At 55.8% G+C, this 14,669-nt stretch carries 17 protein-coding genes; 8 read left to right on the top strand and 9 right to left on the bottom strand.

Annotation, left to right across the window (positions count from 1 at the left end; genetic code table 11):
- Positions 1-1,143, bottom strand: coding sequence for a DUF2336 domain-containing protein (locus FHS21_RS26635; RefSeq protein WP_112551866.1), 1,143 nt, complete (start codon positions 1,141-1,143; stop codon positions 1-3).
- A 161-nt stretch (positions 1,144-1,304) separates the two neighbouring features.
- Here FHS21_RS26635 and FHS21_RS26630 point away from each other — a divergent pair, with 161 nt between their 5' ends.
- Together FHS21_RS26630 and FHS21_RS26625 are read left to right on the top strand one after the other, a co-directional pair.
- Positions 1,305-1,760 (top strand): MaoC family dehydratase, encoded by a 456-nt coding sequence (locus FHS21_RS26630; RefSeq protein WP_112531335.1) that lies wholly within the window; start codon positions 1,305-1,307, stop codon positions 1,758-1,760.
- Positions 1,760-2,626 carry an HpcH/HpaI aldolase/citrate lyase family protein gene (locus FHS21_RS26625; protein WP_112531334.1) on the top strand — a complete coding sequence of 289 codons (867 nt, stop codon included), beginning with the start codon at positions 1,760-1,762 and terminating at the stop codon, positions 2,624-2,626. The genes FHS21_RS26630 and FHS21_RS26625 overlap by 1 nt, the downstream gene beginning before the upstream one ends.
- Positions 2,627-2,641: 15 nt before the next feature.
- On the opposite strand, the gene FHS21_RS26620 is transcribed toward FHS21_RS26625, so the two are convergent.
- A complete protein-coding gene (locus FHS21_RS26620) occupies positions 2,642-3,247 on the bottom strand; it encodes a flavin reductase family protein (RefSeq protein ID WP_112531333.1) in 606 nt (201 codons plus the stop codon).
- Between the two features lie 8 nt (positions 3,248-3,255).
- Positions 3,256-3,849 carry a nitroreductase family protein gene (locus FHS21_RS26615; RefSeq protein WP_112531332.1) on the bottom strand — a complete coding sequence of 198 codons (594 nt, stop codon included), beginning with the start codon at positions 3,847-3,849 and terminating at the stop codon, positions 3,256-3,258.
- A 200-nt stretch (positions 3,850-4,049) separates the two neighbouring features.
- Between FHS21_RS26615 and FHS21_RS26610 the strand changes: the two genes are divergently transcribed.
- Complete coding sequence (locus tag FHS21_RS26610; protein ID WP_246411228.1) at positions 4,050-5,012, top strand: RgsD C-terminal domain-containing protein; 963 nt, start codon at positions 4,050-4,052, stop codon at positions 5,010-5,012.
- On the opposite strand, the gene FHS21_RS26605 is transcribed toward FHS21_RS26610, so the two are convergent.
- From FHS21_RS26605 to FHS21_RS26590, 4 genes are all read right to left on the bottom strand, one after another.
- A complete protein-coding gene (locus FHS21_RS26605; protein ID WP_112531330.1) occupies positions 5,013-5,831 on the bottom strand; it encodes a lysophospholipid acyltransferase family protein in 819 nt (272 codons plus the stop codon). It abuts the gene before it with no gap.
- 97 nt (positions 5,832-5,928) lie between these two features.
- Positions 5,929-7,917: a threonine--tRNA ligase gene (gene thrS / locus FHS21_RS26600; protein ID WP_112531329.1), complete on the bottom strand. Its 1,989-nt coding sequence runs from the start codon at positions 7,915-7,917 to the stop codon at positions 5,929-5,931.
- Positions 7,918-8,305: 388 nt separating this feature from the next.
- Complete coding sequence (yidD, locus tag FHS21_RS26595) at positions 8,306-8,671, bottom strand: membrane protein insertion efficiency factor YidD (protein WP_183664867.1); 366 nt, start codon at positions 8,669-8,671, stop codon at positions 8,306-8,308.
- Between the two features lie 5 nt (positions 8,672-8,676).
- The gene (locus FHS21_RS26590) at positions 8,677-9,123 is read right to left on the bottom strand and encodes an iron-sulfur cluster assembly scaffold protein (RefSeq protein ID WP_112531327.1); all 447 of its coding nucleotides are present in this window, start codon (positions 9,121-9,123) and stop codon (positions 8,677-8,679) included.
- Positions 9,124-9,395: 272 nt separating this feature from the next.
- On the opposite strand from FHS21_RS26590, the gene folE reads away from it, so the two are divergent.
- The 3 genes from folE to FHS21_RS26575 all read left to right on the top strand — a co-directional run bounded on the left by folE (position 9,396) and on the right by FHS21_RS26575 (position 11,691).
- Positions 9,396-10,022 (top strand): GTP cyclohydrolase I FolE, encoded by a 627-nt coding sequence (gene folE, locus FHS21_RS26585; protein WP_112531326.1) that lies wholly within the window; start codon positions 9,396-9,398, stop codon positions 10,020-10,022.
- Between the two features lie 17 nt (positions 10,023-10,039).
- The gene (gene hisI, locus FHS21_RS26580; RefSeq protein WP_112531325.1) at positions 10,040-10,462 is read left to right on the top strand and encodes a phosphoribosyl-AMP cyclohydrolase; all 423 of its coding nucleotides are present in this window, start codon (positions 10,040-10,042) and stop codon (positions 10,460-10,462) included.
- Between the two features lie 260 nt (positions 10,463-10,722).
- Complete coding sequence (locus FHS21_RS26575; RefSeq protein ID WP_183664864.1) at positions 10,723-11,691, top strand: patatin family protein; 969 nt, start codon at positions 10,723-10,725, stop codon at positions 11,689-11,691.
- Between the two features lie 6 nt (positions 11,692-11,697).
- Here FHS21_RS26575 and FHS21_RS26570 read toward each other — a convergent pair whose 3' ends face one another.
- Complete coding sequence (locus tag FHS21_RS26570) at positions 11,698-12,129, bottom strand: CBS domain-containing protein (RefSeq protein ID WP_112531324.1); 432 nt, start codon at positions 12,127-12,129, stop codon at positions 11,698-11,700.
- Positions 12,130-12,239: 110 nt separating this feature from the next.
- Entirely contained in the window at positions 12,240-12,974 is a 735-nt protein-coding gene (locus FHS21_RS26565; RefSeq protein ID WP_183664863.1) for a rhomboid family intramembrane serine protease, read from the bottom strand.
- A gap of 301 nt (positions 12,975-13,275) precedes the next feature.
- Here FHS21_RS26565 and FHS21_RS26560 point away from each other — a divergent pair, with 301 nt between their 5' ends.
- Together FHS21_RS26560 and FHS21_RS26555 are read left to right on the top strand one after the other, a co-directional pair.
- Complete coding sequence (locus tag FHS21_RS26560; protein ID WP_112531322.1) at positions 13,276-13,917, top strand: PAS domain-containing protein; 642 nt, start codon at positions 13,276-13,278, stop codon at positions 13,915-13,917.
- A 106-nt stretch (positions 13,918-14,023) separates the two neighbouring features.
- Positions 14,024-14,632 carry a PilZ domain-containing protein gene (locus FHS21_RS26555; protein WP_112531321.1) on the top strand — a complete coding sequence of 203 codons (609 nt, stop codon included), beginning with the start codon at positions 14,024-14,026 and terminating at the stop codon, positions 14,630-14,632.
- Positions 14,633-14,669: the final 37 nt, after the last annotated feature.

Here is a 14,669-nt window from a genome sequence, read left to right as displayed (position 1 = left end):
TTACGCAGCAGCAATTGCCATTGCATGATCGCGCGCATCTTCCCGAATTGCCTCGAGATAGATCCTCTTGAGTAGCGATAGCATGTCGTCATTGGCAGCGGCAGGAACAGCACCATTGGTAGCCGGCACGACGTGCTCGATCATTCTGCGCGCGATTTCCTGGGCACCGATAGACAGTTTGCCATTGGCAACGCCGTGCCAACTGTTGAGCGCCACTCGCAGCGGCTGATGCGTACTTGCAGGAAGGCCGGCAGCGCTGAACAATGCACACAGTGCCGTGGCTCGGCCATCGATCAAAAGGCTTCGCACGCGCGGCAGACTATAGCCCGAGAGCATAACAAGAATCGCACCGAAGAAATCGATCTTTCCGCACGCAACGATCCGGATGACGAATGCAGTCGTGAGGTCACCGCGTAGCTGCAGGTGCTCGATCAATGCCGGATATTCCTCAACCGAGGTCTCCGCCACAAGGCTGATCGATGCCTTGACGCAAGCTTCCTGCGTAACGCGCCTTGCCCGCCGCTCACCCATCAATGCCACAACAATGTCCATCTGGCACAGCGCTTCGGCGATGCAGATTGCCAAGGCATGGCGGCAATCGGCAGGCAATCGCTCATTGTCGACAAGGAGCGCGCGAATTTCAGCCACATGACCAAGGCGCTCGATCAAGCGGCGAAAGCTGGTGTCAGCTATCTGCGCCTGGGTATTGGCGAGAAGCTCCAGCACGGCAATGGTCTCGCCGATCTCAATGATTGCAGCGCTGACCGCAATTGATACCTTGGGCCTCGCCGCTATGACTTTCTGTGCGTCGCCACTTCCGCCGGCTACACAATCGATCAGATCGGCATCGCTGAGAAGCACGGATCGCGCCAGCATATAGGTGGCGATCTCTATCTGATCGCGGGCAAGACCGGCAACGATGTGAATTGGGGCATGAGCGCTTGTGGAGAACACGTCGGCAAGCGCCAACCGCACTTTTGGCGAAGGATCGTCCAGGAGCAGCGTCAATACAGTCTCTGTGGCACAACGTTCGTCGAAATCGAGGTCGGAATGCAGGTAAATATGAGCCAACGCAGCTGCTGCGTGGCAACGCTGAGCAACCGAAACATTATCGATCATTTTCAGATAGTGCTGTACCGACATTTATCTTGCGCCCCACAGTCTTTGTTAAATTAGACTTTAGTGGCAAAAGGTTTACGAACGGTTCACCATGTCGATTAACCATACCAAGGCGGCAGCACGCGCATGTTGCGATCTTGGCAAAGCCGACCTAGACTCCTGCAAAAGAGGAGACGCGCGACATCATGGCAGGGCTATATCTGGAAGACTTTGAAATCGGACATGTGTTCCAGCACGCGCTGCGCAAGACTGTCACCGAGAGCGACAACATGCTGTTTTCGGTCATGACCCTCAATCCGCAGCCGCTGCATATCGATTTCGAATATGCCAGCAAGACAGAATGGGGCAAGCCTTTGGTGAATTCGCTGTTTACGCTTGGCCTGATGATTGGCATTTCGGTCAACGATACAACTGTGGGCACGACGATTGCCAATCTTGGCATGACCGACGTGACATTCCCTGCCCCGCTATTTCATGGCGATACCGTACGGGTCGAAACGCAGGTGATCTCGGCACGGAAATCCAAATCAAAGCCGGATCGGGGGATCGTCGAATTCGAGCACCGGGCTTTCAATCAATTCGGTGTACTTGTCGCGAAATGCACACGGCAAGCCATGATGAAATCGAAGGCCGCAGCCTGATGCGCTCGCTCTTGTTCGTTCCGGGCGATTCGGAAAAGAAGCTGGAGAAGGGCCTGACGGGCGGGGCCGACCTGTTGCTGATCGACCTTGAGGATTCGGTGAGCGCAGAGCGCAAGGAAGCGGCTCGCAATATAGCCGCCGAGTTTCTTGCTGCAAACCGAGACAGGCCCTCGCCGCGCCTGTTCGTTCGCATCAATGACCTCGCCAGTGGACTTGCCGATGACGACCTAGCCGCCGTCATGCCATCCCTGCCCCATGGTATACTCCTGCCAAAATCCAACGGCGGAAAGGATGTGACGCGGCTCTCGGCCAAACTCAATGTCCACGAAGCGCGTGCAGGCGTCGAGGAAGGTTCGACACAGATAATCGCCATCATCACCGAAACTGCGATCGGGACACTCTCGGCGGCAAGTTATCCTGGCGCCTCAACCCGCCTTATCGGCTTGAGCTGGGGGGCGGAAGACCTGTCTGCGGCAATCGGCGCTCGCACCGCCCGCGACGAGTCCGGGCGTTATACGGATGTCTTCCGGCTGGCCCGGGCGGTGACGATCCTCGGCGCATCGGCGGCAGATGTTGCCTCGATCGACACGGTCTATATCAACTACCGCGACGAGGAAGGGCTCGCGCGTGAATGCACTGAAGCTGAACGCGACGGCTTCACCGCCAAGCTTGCCATTCATCCGGCGCAGATACCGATCATCAATCACGCATTTACACCGTCACCGGAGTCCATAGCGCATGCCCGAAGGATAATCGACGCGTTTGCCGCTGATCCGGCTGCTGGTGTGATCGGTATTGATGGCGAAATGGTCGACCGTCCGCATCTGCGACGGGCGGAGCGGCTTATTGCTCGTTCAGCCGGCTAGATTGTGTCCGACGCTCTATTCATCCCACTTTGGGCGAAACATCTGAAACGTTTGCGAAACCGAGGCGAAATCCATATAGCCGAGGCGCGAAACCGGCTGGGCCTTCGTCATGTCCACGAGGCCGCCGGTCAGGATTTCTTCGCTGATATGCACGCCCACCACTTCGCCGATGACCATAATCGAAGCCACCGGGTTACCGTGGCGATCTTTCGGATTGCGGATTTCAGTCACGACGCATTCCAGCGTCGAAAAGGCTTCAGCCACACGCGGCGCATTGATCATCGTGCAGTCGACCGCCGTCAGCCCGGAGTATTCGAATTCGCTGACGCCCCGAGGGGCATTCACCGACGTTGCGTTCATGGCAACGGAAAGGTTTGCGCTGACCAGATTGGCGGCGAACTCACCCGTCTCTTCGATAAAGGAGACGCTGTCCTTGTGGCCTTCGGAACAAAACATGATGAGACAGGGCTTGGTGCTGATCATGTTGAAAAAGGAGTATGGCGCGAGATTGACCTTGCCTTCCTTCGAGCGGCTGGAAATCCATCCGATCGGTCTCGGGGCAACGATAGCCTTCAACGGATCATGCGGCAGGCCGTGGCCATCCTCGTATCTGTAAAACATTTAGGGCCCTAGCCTTCCCACGGGCCCGAATATTCCGACAGTATATCCTTGATCTCGGGTCGCGGACGTTCCGGAACCTTCTGGGCGCAAGTACCTATATGGACGAAGCCGGTTACGCGCTCATGCGGCGCCAGCCCAAGCAGTGCGCGGCCCTTTTCATCGGACGCGTACCAGTTGCTGATCCAGTTAGTGGCATATCCAAGCGCGTTGGCCGCAAGAGAAAGCTTCATCGCCGCGGCACCGGAAGACAGGAACTGCTCCCATTCCGGAATATGATGCTCGACCGGTGAGAAAACCACGCCGATTACCAATGGCGCGCGGGCAAAGCGCTTGAGTTCCTGATCGCGGCGTTGCTCGGTCAGCGGACCTTCGCGCTCTTCGGCAAGATCCGCAAGATATTTGCCAATCTGAACACGCGCTTCTCCCCGGTAGAGGATAAAGCGCCAAGGGGTGAGCCGGCCATGATCAGGCACCCGCGAGGCGATACGAATCATGGTCTGGATTTCATCATCCGAAGGCGCCGGAAGACCAATGGCCGAGATAGGCGTCGAACTGCGGGTTGACAGGAATTCAATGATCGAATTGGGAGCGGATGTATCCATGTTTTAAAACGGCGGTCCTGATTTAAGTCGTATACTTGTTTGCGCGGACAATGTGGTGGTTTCATCCGCCAAGTAAAGGTAGCACGCTAAGAAAAAGCCTTGAAATTGCCATCGGCTTCGGATCAAACCGTTTCATGGGTGTATTCCAGTCTATTTCAACGGGCGGCAAGTCCCTAAAATGTGCGCTGCTGCTTGTAACCATGGGGTTCGCCAGCATCTCCGGCGCATTTGCGCAGGCACTTGCGCCCGAATTACCAGAAGTCCCGGCGCTCGATATTCCCAACATCCCCAACCTTAAAGGGTACGCCAATCCGAAGGCTCCCGAGAACAACCCGTTTGCCAACGAACCGGAACTCGTGCTGTCAGCCAAGCTTTCCGATAAGGGCCAAGCAATCCCGCGCGGTCTCGTCTGGCGTGTATTCTCGCCTGAGCCGAGCGGCGACGGCAAGCTGGCATTGCTGGCGACTGCCAAGGGCGGAACGACTTCGTTCAACCTTGCTCCCGGCAGCTATCTGGTACATGTGGCTTTCGGCCGTGCAGGCGCGACGAAGCGCATCACCATGACCCGCGCCAAGCGCACGGAAACGATGATCCTCGATGCCGGCGGCGTGAAACTCAACGCGACCCTTTCAGGCGGCGGGCGCATACCGCCGGATCAGCTGCGATTTTCCATCTATGAAGATCACGCCGACCAGAGCGGTGAACGTGCGCTGATCATCCCGGACGTCAAACCCGACAGCGTGGTGCGCCTCAATACCGGCACCTACCAGATCGTCTCCAACTACGGCACCGCAAACGCGGTGATCCGCTCGGATATCCGTGTCGAGGCCGGCAAGATCACCGAAGCCAATGTGGAACACCGCGCCGCATTGCTGACGATGAAGCTCGTGCGCGAGGCTGGCGGTGAGGCGCTGGCGGACACTGCCTGGTCCGTCCTGACCACATCCGGCGATATCGTGCGGGAAAGCGTTGGCGCCTTTGCTTCGATCGTCTTGGCGGAAGGCGAGTATGTCATCATCGCCAAGAACAAGGACCGCATCTACCAGCGCGATTACAAGGTCGTTGCAGGCCGCAATCAGGATGTTGAAGTGATCGCATCCGAAGCTGCAAGCTCACCAGCAACGACGAACCAACCGGCCGAGGGCGAAGAGCCACTTGATTGATTAATAGGCTCTGTGCTCCAGCGAGAAAACCGCATTGTAAAGATATTCGAGCAATAGCTTGCGGTCTTCCAGCGGCTTCAATTCGTCCCAGCCGATAACCCGGCCGATCCGCACATTGATCTCCTTACCGGACAATCTGCGAAATTCGCGTATCAACAGCGAAATGCGCAAGGTCATCGAAACTTTGCTCGCAAGGTGGAAGAAGCGCCCGTTCTGTCCGCCAAAATAGACCGGGATTACCGAGGCCTTGGCTTGTTGCACTAGCTTTGCCGGAAAAATCTTCCACGGCAAATCCTCTGCCCGGCCAAAGCCCTTGGGTGCTGTCGCAACACCGCCGGCCGGAAAGACGACGATCGTCACGCCCTGCTTCAAAAGCCGCACAGCCTCGTGACGGGTCGCCATATTCATCGTCATGGCTTCCTTCGTTTCGTCGAAACAGACAGGAAGCGCATAAGGGCGAATTTCCGGTACCTTCATCAGATCATTGTTGATGAGAACGCGGAACGGCCGGCCGAGTTGCTCGGCCAATGCAAGAGACGCAATGCCGTCGCCGATGCCAAAAGGATGGTTGGCGATGATCACCAATGGCGTATCAGGCAGATTTTGCGGTGGCCACTGGTCCTGAACATCGAGACGGATGTTGATCAGATCCATCATGCGACAAAAAACGTCGATACCCGCTGGGACGATGTCGCTCCGCCACGTATTATAGAGCCCGGCATAATAATTGCGACCGGAAAGGCCTTCGATCGAGCGGATGAGCCATTGGGTCAGGCGGGTCTGCGTGTCGTTGGCATAAGAAAGCTCTGGAAACTGCACGTGGACTCCGCAAAATATTGGAACGGCCTGAATTTTCTCAACACTATATGACAGCGTGATGAAGCCACCACGCTGTCATATTTCATGTTCGCTTAGATCACTCGGCCGCCGCGCGCAACAGGTCCGGCGGGGTCGCTTCGCTTCTAAGCTGCTGGATTGCATCATCCAGCTTCAATGAGGTCTGGTTCTGCGAACCGAGGCGGCGCATATTGACTGAACGCTCCTCGGCTTCACGCATGCCGCAAACAAGTATGACCGGAACCTTCTGCAAGGAATGCTCGCGCACCTTGTAGTTGATCTTCTCGTTGCGGAAGTCGGTGATGACTTGCAGACCGGCTGCCTTCAGCTCCTTGGCGACCAGCTTGCCATATTCATCGGCTTCGGAGGTGATCGTTGCAACCACAACCTGCACCGGCGCAAACCATAGCGGCATGTGACCCGAATAGTTTTCGATCAGGATGCCGAGAAAACGTTCCATCGAACCGCAAATAGCGCGATGGATCATCACCGGCTGCTTCTTCTCCGACGCGGAGTCGATGTAGAAAGCGCCAAAACGCTCCGGCAGGTTGAAATCCACCTGCGTCGTGCCGCATTGCCAATCGCGCCCGATAGCATCACGTAGCACATATTCGAACTTGGGACCGTAGAAAGCACCCTCGCCCGGATTGATCGATGTCTTGATCTTGCCGCCAGACTGTTCCTCGATCGTTTTGAGCACCTTGCCCATCACTTCTTCGGCGCGATCCCACAACTCATCCGAACCGACGCGCTTGTCGGGACGCGTCGATAGTTTCACTGTGATGCCTTCAAATCCGAAATCGGCATAGGTCGTGAGGATCAGATCGTTGATGCGCAGGCATTCCGCCGCCATCTGCTCGTCTGTGCAGAAAATATGTGCATCGTCCTGCGTGAAGCCACGCACGCGCATCAGTCCATGCAACGCGCCCGAAGGCTCGTAGCGATGCACATTGCCGAATTCTGCCAGCTTCACCGGCAGATCGCGGTATGATTTCAGACCATGCTTGAAGATCATGACATGGCCGGGACAGTTCATGGGCTTCAGCGCGAACACACGCTCATCGTCGGTCTCGTCACCGGCGACCGTGACCTTGAACATATTATCACGGTACCAGCCCCAATGACCGGACGTCTCCCACAGCGATTTGTCGAGCACCTGCGGCGCATTGACTTCGCTGTAACCATGGCTGTCCAGCCGGCGCCGCATGTAGCTGACGAGGCTCTGGAACATTTTCCAGCCTTTCGGATGCCAGAATACGACGCCCGGGCCCTCTTCCTGGAAGTGGAACAGATCCATTTCGCGGCCGAGACGGCGGTGATCACGCTTTTCCGCCTCTTCCAGCATGTGCAGATAGGAGTTCAGATCGGCATCATTGTTGAAAGCCGTCCCATAAATGCGGCTCAGCATCGGATTGTTGCTGTCGCCGCGCCAGTAGGCTCCTGCAACCTTCATCAACTTGAAGGAATTGCCAATCTGGCCGGTCGACACCATGTGCGGTCCGCGGCAAAGATCGTACCAATCGCCTTGGCGATAGATCTTCAGATCCTGACCTTCGGGAATGGCATCGACGAGCTCCACCTTATAGGCCTCGCCCTTCTCGGCGAAAACCTTGCGCGCTTTCTCGCGTGACCAGATTTCCTTTGTGAACGGCTTGTTGCGGGCAATGATCTCCCGCATCTTCTTCTCGATCACCGGCAGGTCATCCGGCGTGAACGGTTCGTTCTTGGCGAAATCGTAGTAAAAGCCATTCTCGATAACAGGGCCGATAGTGACCTGTGTTCCGGGAAACAACTCCTGCACAGCCTCGGCGAGAACATGGGCACAATCATGCCGGATCAATTCCAGCGCGCGCGGATCTTCCCGCGTCAGGATTTCGATCGAGCCGGAACCCTGCAGCGGATCGGATAGATCGCGCACGGTGCCATCCACCGCATAGGCGACAGCTTTTTTGGCAAGTGATTTGGAAATGGATTCAGCAAGTTCCGCGCCGGTCATGGCAGCGTCATATTCGCGCTTCGAGCCATCGGGGAATTGCATGGATACAGTTTTGGCAACTGTTTGTGACATCGATTTTCTCCTATCCAGTCCCGCCAACGATTGCGGGTGGTATCCAGCTTGCCGGAAACCGCTCCGGCGGGCGCACTTCTAAATGCTGTTTTGTCCGGCGTAAAGTACTTAGAGCCTCGGGCGATAATATCGGCGCAGTTCTGTTTCGCGGATGGCGAGACAATCCACGCGGAAGGCGGCTAGGCCGATGCCTGTCCATCGGACGACACCGCCTGACAAAGTGGTTGGCCGCCAGCCGGAAACCTAAAGGGCCGGGTGAATTCGGGCCAAATCCATCGGGTTTCGGCATCGTCCGATGGAAAGGCATCGGCCTCGCCAAACCCCTCGACCTTGTCCACGAATTCCCTCCGGCAGAACGCGTCAATATTGTCGCCCGAGGCTCTAAAGTTCAAGTCTGAGGGCGATGAAGGCTCCAAAAGCGCCAGGGCATATACCATACAAACCGCCCATCCAGTACGGTCGGGACCGGATCCAGCCCATGTGTACCGCCCGGCCCGCAGCGGACAAAACGGAAGAGACCCATCCAGCCTCCAGTCCACAGGCCATAGCGGGCGACGGATTCGTAAGTATATTCCGAGCAGGTAGGAATATGGCGGCAGGAATTTCCGACAAATCCGGACAAGGTGAGCTGGTAGAACCTGATCAGCCCTGTTCCTAACAAGCGTCCTGGCGTTTTCCGCCAGGATCCTTGCCAGTTACGCGAATATTTGCTGACAATCTTCGGCGTATAATCATGAGCTGGTTTTTCACACATCGATTTTAGGCTGCGGCTTCGGCGTTTTTCTTCTCGATCTGGTCAAGGCAATCCACCACTGCGTCAAAGGTCAGCATCGTGGAATTGTGGCGCGCTTTATAGTCGCGCACCGGCTCAAGAAACTTCAGATCTTCGAACCTGCCTTCTGGCGGCGTACCGTTTTCCTTCAGCATCTTGAACATTCGGTCCCTGACGTCGCGCAGTTCCTGTGCCGTTGCGCCGATGACATGCCGCGCCATGATCGACGACGAAGCCTGCCCCAACGCACAAGCCTTCACATCATGGGCAAAATCTGAAACGACGCCATCCTCCACCTTCAGATCGACGGTAACGGTCGAGCCACAAAGTTTTGAATGAGCGGTGGCCGATGCATCCGGCTCCTCGAGACGCCCGAGCCGCTGGATGTTTCCGGCAAATTCAAGGATACGCGTGTTGTAGACGTCATTGATCATAATGAATGCCCGTTTTTCGACACAGTGTTCACTGCAAACGCGTCATTGTGCATCGCTTTGACCCTATGAATCCCGATTTCAATCTCTATATAGTATTGGAGCGCACCAGCACAAAGTCGCATGTATTAAATTTTCGCGATGCGTTATTGTGTTGGTCGTGGCTGGAAACGCCTTCCAGCTTGCCTTCAATACACCGTCCGTTCCGATGGAGCGACTATCGTGTATTGCCGTTTAACTCGTCGCTCCTTTGAGGGCGGCTACGGGAGATCGCGATGGATGCTATAATCAAAGTCCTGCAATCGGCAGCCGCCAAGCAGGACAACAATCGACGCCCCACCCAGGAAGAAGCCGAAGCAGCCGTTCGTACGCTACTGCTTTGGGCCGGCGACAATCCCGACCGCGAAGGTCTGCTGGATACGCCGCAACGAGTGGCCAACACGTACAAGGAATTATTCTCCGGTTATGCGCAGGACCCGGCCGACGTGCTTGGCCGTACCTTCGAGGAAGTCGCCGGATACGAGGACATGATCCTCATTCAGGATATTCCGTTCTTCTCGCACTGCGAACATCATATGGTGCCGATCATCGGCAAGGCGCATGTGGCCTACCTGCCCGATGGCGAGAAGGTCGTTGGCTTGTCGAAAATCGCTCGCGTGGTCGACATGTTTGCGCATCGGCTGCAGACGCAGGAAAGCATGACGGCACAGATCGCCAATGCAATCCAGGAGTCGCTGCGCCCGCGCGGTGTTGCGGTCATGATCGAGGCCGAGCACATGTGCATGGCTATGCGCGGCATCCGCAAAGCCGGTTCGACGACCACCACGACGACCTTTACCGGATCGTTCAAGACTGAAATCAACGAGCAGGTACGGTTCATGACACTCGTCAGGGGCCGGTAGTTTCCAGAATTGGTATTATGCCGAACGATTTGTTCTCCGCTTCCCTGAGCGACAAACATGACAATGAAGAAGGCGCGGTGTTTGCACCGCGCTTCGATGCGTCTGGATTGGTAGCGGCGGTCGTTACAGATGCCAGGGACGGCCAATTGCTGATGGTCGCGCACATGAATGCCGATGCGCTGAAATTGACGCTGGAAACCGGCATCGCACATTATTGGTCGCGCTCACGTAAGTCCCTCTGGAAAAAGGGCGAGACATCCGGAAATTTACAGACGGTAGTCGAAATGCGCACCGACTGCGATCAGGATGCTTTGTGGCTGAAAGTAACTGTCGCCGGCGATGGCCCGACCTGCCACACCGGACGCCGCTCGTGCTTTTATCGTCAGATCGTCACGACGAATGGAACATCATCATTGGTAATGCAGTTAGAGACAAAGTAGAGCCTTCCTGGGCCATGAAACCACTACAGCTCCTTGTATCCGAAAAGATGGCCTCACACCATTTCGACACCATAACGCATTCACGACCTAGCCATACGGACAATAATGGTCAGGAAAACCTTCATGCCTCGCAACCGCCATCATCGTCTTTTGTAATCCCATTTCATTGGTTGGCTAATGGGTCACAAATCCGCAATATTCATCCTTTGGATACCAATACAAAGGAATAATGAAAGAGCAGTGTTTCAGGAGTATATGTCATGCTCGAATGGGCATCGCGCCGGATGCGCGCGGCAGAACCGATCGGTATCGATAACACTCCGGACGTGCCAGTAATCACGCCGGAAGTGCCTCGCGACCGCAAGACGCCCATTGCGCTTGCGCTTGGTGGCGGCGCTGCCCGCGGTTGGGCGCATATCGGCGTACTGCGTGCCCTTGATGAGGCTGGCATAGAAATTTCCATGATTGCCGGAACATCGATCGGCGCCCTTGTTGGCGGTTGCTATCTGGGCGGCAAGCTTGATCAGCTTGAGGATTTTGCCCGCAGCCTGACCAAGCGAGGCCTTTTCAGCCTGCTCGATCTGCGTTTTCGGGGCAACGGCCTTTTCGGCGGCATGAAACTCGATCGCCGCTTGCGCGAGCACCTGGAAGAACTGGCTATTGAAGATCTGCCAAAGCGCTTTATTGCCGTATGCACCGAGATCAATACCGGTCATGAAATCTGGTTGACACGAGGCAGCCTGATAACCGCGATGCGGGCTTCCTATGCCTTGCCCGGCGTGTTCGAACCTGTCGAATGCAATGGCAGGACACTCGTCGATGGTGCGCTGGTAAACCCGGTTCCCGTCGCGGTCTGCCGGTCTTACGAGCATCCGCTGGTTGTCGCCGTCAACCTGCACTATGACCAGTTTGGCCGTGCCGCTGTCATCAAGCATGCAGCGGAAGCTCCAAATCCCGGCTCAGTCGATGGCGAAGCAGTTCGCGCCCACCCTTCCTATTCCAAGCGGCTGGGCATCACCGGTGTCATGATGGAATCGTTCAACATAATCCAGGACCGGATTTCACGTGCACGTATGGCAGGCGATCCGCCTGACATCATGCTGATGCCGAAGATCGGTCATGTTGGTCTCGCTGAATTCCATCGTGCCGACGAGGCGATCAAACTCGGTTATGAAGAAACCATGGCGCGCGTCGGCGAACTGGAGCGCATGCAAAAACTCGTTTTTTGAACCGTTTCAGGCAGTGGCGATATAGCTGCGAATCTCTTCCGACTCGCGCTCCACTTCTTCAATACGAAGTTTGACGACGTCACCGATCGAGACAATTCCGTGCAAATGCCCATCCTTTTCCACGGGCAGGTGGCGAAACCGGCCTTGCGTCATGATTTCCATGACCTGATTAATCGTGTGCTTCTCACTGCAGACCTTGACCTTCATGGTCATGCTTTCCGAAATCGGCTTCCATAAGGCATCGGCTCCATGGGCGGCAATTTGCCTGACAACGTCGCGCTCGGACAAAATGCCCTTGATGGCATTGTTTCCGTCACAAACGACAATTGCACCGATCTTGTGCTTTGCGAGGATCGTAATTGCATCGCCGAGCGTCGTCTCCGGCGTCGTGCTGAATACGTCATAGCCTTTTCGTTCGAGAATCAGTTTGACAGTCATGTACATCCTCCTTGCACATTGGCTTCTCGACCACCGTATCATCCCCCGGATACATCCGATGATCTAATTCATGGTGCGCGTATGCGCTGCCTATTGCAACTATTTTGCAACTATACCATCAATTCCGGATCCATTCGACCATTGTCACGCCTGTCGAACAAGGAAATACCCAGGAAGCCGACAAGGAAGCCGCCAATATGCGCTTCCCAGGCAATTGTCGCAGAACTATCGACGCCGACGGAGAGCATTCCGGTTAGAATATTGGTGACAAACCACACGCCGAGGAAGGTCAGGACGGTTCGCATGCGAAGCGCCACCCCGATAGGCAGGATATCGCCGACAAAGGCTGCCGAATTGCGCAAGGGGGAGCGGCGGAAACCGAAGCGCGCCGCCGCACCCATCATGCCGGAAATCGCGCCTGACGCACCCACCAAAGGTGCGATACTGTCCGGATAGACTGCAAAATGCGTCATCACAGCTGCGATCGACGTTACGATCCAGAACAGGGTCGTCCGCAGCGGTCCGATCCGCGCCGCCAGTGGCGACCCGAAGGCAGCCAGCCAGATCATATTAAGCGCTGTATGGGCGATGCTCCCATGCATCAGTGAGTAGGTCACGGTTGTCAGCCAGGCGGCCGGTGACGTGAACCCGCCATATTCTGAAAAACGGGCCGGAATGAAAGCGAAATTCAAAAGAAATTCATTGTTCTGCTCATCGCTCAGGACATAGGTCTCCAGAACGAAGACAATGCCGCATAGGCCCATGATGACCAATACGACACCCGGAATATTGAAGATCGGCTCGCCCCTTGTGGACCGGTTCCGGATATCCGCTGGATCGTTCATTCTTGTTCATGGCCTTTGTTGCTGATGACGAACGCTATCTGGTTCGGGTCTCGGGTGCAAAGCCCCATGAACAGAAAAAAGGCCGCTCAGTGGGTCTGGGCGGCCTCGAATTTCAGGATAGTTGATCATGCAAACTCTAGTGAAAGCACTGTCTCACAGCGCGGCTCGCGGCTCAATCGAAACCACTTGTTAACCTTAATCGGCTGCCGCGGTGGAGACTACGCCATCTATGGTGGCGCCAGCAGTTTGTCAGTGACAGAGTCCGGATGACAAGAAGAATCGCGTTGAGCGCCGAAAGCAGATGAACCCTATGCGGCATGATGGAACAAGCGAGCTTTTTGCCTATTGGAACAGGCTGCGCGGCGCCCGCGCCGCGCCGGAGCGCCGGGAGATTGCACCCGCTTCGATCAGGAAATATCTCGCCGATACCTTTATCGTCCAGGCAATCGGACCGGGCGAGCCGCGCTTCCGCCTCGCCGGAACCCGCATATGCTCGGTTTATGGCCGGGAATTGAGGAGCGCGTCGTTTGGCTCACTCTGGCAGATAAAGGACCGAAGCAATATCGTACGCCTCACCAAGAACAGTATGACGAACAAGTCCGTCGTTCAGCTGACGTACGAAGGTAAGAGTACTCGTGGCCGCAGAGCCCTGTTCGAATTGATTCTTTTGCCACTCGCCAGCGAGGCCAATGAACGGCATCTCATAGGGATGATCATTTCACTGGGAAGGCCTTTCTGGCTCGAATCCGATCCTATCGTCGAAAACCGCCTCCAATCGATTTCGATCATCGACCCGCGTTACCCGGCGCGCAGTTTGCCCAGTGATTCCATTCTTACAGTTCCGGAGAATATGGCATCCACAACCTTGCCCGCCACGCGGACGATCATCAGCCGCAAGGTCGGGCATCTGGTCGTATTCGATGGCGGAAAAATCAGCAGTTAGGTTAGCAATTTCTAAGCAACAGCCAGCATCGTTACCTTCGCGTTAAGACTTGTGACGTAACCTTTTGCCATCAGCTACTGTCGATTCCCATATCTGGACAGCCTTCATGCAATTATACCGTGACGTTTCGAGCCCCAATCTTGCCGCCGCGGGCAAGTACTATAGCGTGAAAGTGCAACTATATGGTCGCTTCATGCTGGAGGATCGTACCGAGCATGTGTGCCAGATCGATGAAATGTCGCCCGGCGATGTCATCATCACCACAGATGTGATGGCGAACAATGGCGAGCGGGTCGTTGCCTACATTGACCATATCGGCCGCGTTGAAGGCACTATCGAGCGCATGGTCAATGGCGGGTTTCAAGTTTCGCTGACCGCATCGGATCGCAAGAAGAACAAGATCGCCGCACAACTCACGTGGCTCGCCAATAAACATGAACTGGACATGCCGGAAGACCGGCGTCACCAACGCGTTGCGCCGCGCAATCCCATCACGACGCTGTCGATGGCCGATGGCAGGCAATATCCTTGCCGTATCCTCGATCTTTCCATATCGGGAGCCGCCGTTGAATTGCGCATGCGCCCTGCCCTGAACAGCCAGGTTATTCTCGGTTCCATGCGTGGCCGTGTCGTGCGTCATTTCGAAGAAGGCATCGCAATCGAATTCGCGATAGTGCAAAGCCGCGAAGCGATCGATATTGCCTTCGAAGGCTGAGCCGGTTCTTATCGTAGCAATTTTTTTTGTCATACGG

This window comes from Phyllobacterium trifolii (genome assembly GCF_014192095.1).
Taxonomy (GTDB): domain Bacteria; phylum Pseudomonadota; class Alphaproteobacteria; order Rhizobiales; family Rhizobiaceae; genus Phyllobacterium; species Phyllobacterium trifolii.
This window is presented reverse-complemented; position numbering and strand designations above follow the sequence as displayed.

Excerpts from the sequence above, each read along its gene's own strand:
- FHS21_RS26555 (WP_112531321.1), top strand. The coding sequence starts at position 14,024 with ATGCAATTATACCGTGACGTTTCGAGCCCCAATCTTGCCGCCGCGGGC.
- FHS21_RS26590 (WP_112531327.1), bottom strand. The coding sequence starts at position 9,123 with ATGATCAATGACGTCTACAACACGCGTATCCTTGAATTTGCCGGAAAC.
- folE (WP_112531326.1), top strand. The coding sequence starts at position 9,396 with ATGGATGCTATAATCAAAGTCCTGCAATCGGCAGCCGCCAAGCAGGAC.
- FHS21_RS26630 (WP_112531335.1), top strand. The coding sequence starts at position 1,305 with ATGGCAGGGCTATATCTGGAAGACTTTGAAATCGGACATGTGTTCCAG.
- FHS21_RS26625 (WP_112531334.1), top strand. The coding sequence starts at position 1,760 with ATGCGCTCGCTCTTGTTCGTTCCGGGCGATTCGGAAAAGAAGCTGGAG.
- yidD (WP_183664867.1), bottom strand. The coding sequence starts at position 8,671 with ATGTGTGAAAAACCAGCTCATGATTATACGCCGAAGATTGTCAGCAAA.
- FHS21_RS26635 (WP_112551866.1), bottom strand. The coding sequence starts at position 1,143 with ATGTCGGTACAGCACTATCTGAAAATGATCGATAATGTTTCGGTTGCT.
- FHS21_RS26615 (WP_112531332.1), bottom strand. The coding sequence starts at position 3,849 with ATGGATACATCCGCTCCCAATTCGATCATTGAATTCCTGTCAACCCGC.
- FHS21_RS26620 (WP_112531333.1), bottom strand. The coding sequence starts at position 3,247 with ATGTTTTACAGATACGAGGATGGCCACGGCCTGCCGCATGATCCGTTG.
- FHS21_RS26575 (WP_183664864.1), top strand. The coding sequence starts at position 10,723 with ATGCTCGAATGGGCATCGCGCCGGATGCGCGCGGCAGAACCGATCGGT.
- FHS21_RS26610 (WP_246411228.1), top strand. The coding sequence starts at position 4,050 with ATGGGGTTCGCCAGCATCTCCGGCGCATTTGCGCAGGCACTTGCGCCC.
- FHS21_RS26570 (WP_112531324.1), bottom strand. The coding sequence starts at position 12,129 with ATGACTGTCAAACTGATTCTCGAACGAAAAGGCTATGACGTATTCAGC.
- thrS (WP_112531329.1), bottom strand. The coding sequence starts at position 7,917 with ATGTCACAAACAGTTGCCAAAACTGTATCCATGCAATTCCCCGATGGC.
- FHS21_RS26565 (WP_183664863.1), bottom strand. The coding sequence starts at position 12,974 with ATGAACGATCCAGCGGATATCCGGAACCGGTCCACAAGGGGCGAGCCG.
- FHS21_RS26560 (WP_112531322.1), top strand. The coding sequence starts at position 13,276 with ATGAACCCTATGCGGCATGATGGAACAAGCGAGCTTTTTGCCTATTGG.
- hisI (WP_112531325.1), top strand. The coding sequence starts at position 10,040 with ATGCCGAACGATTTGTTCTCCGCTTCCCTGAGCGACAAACATGACAAT.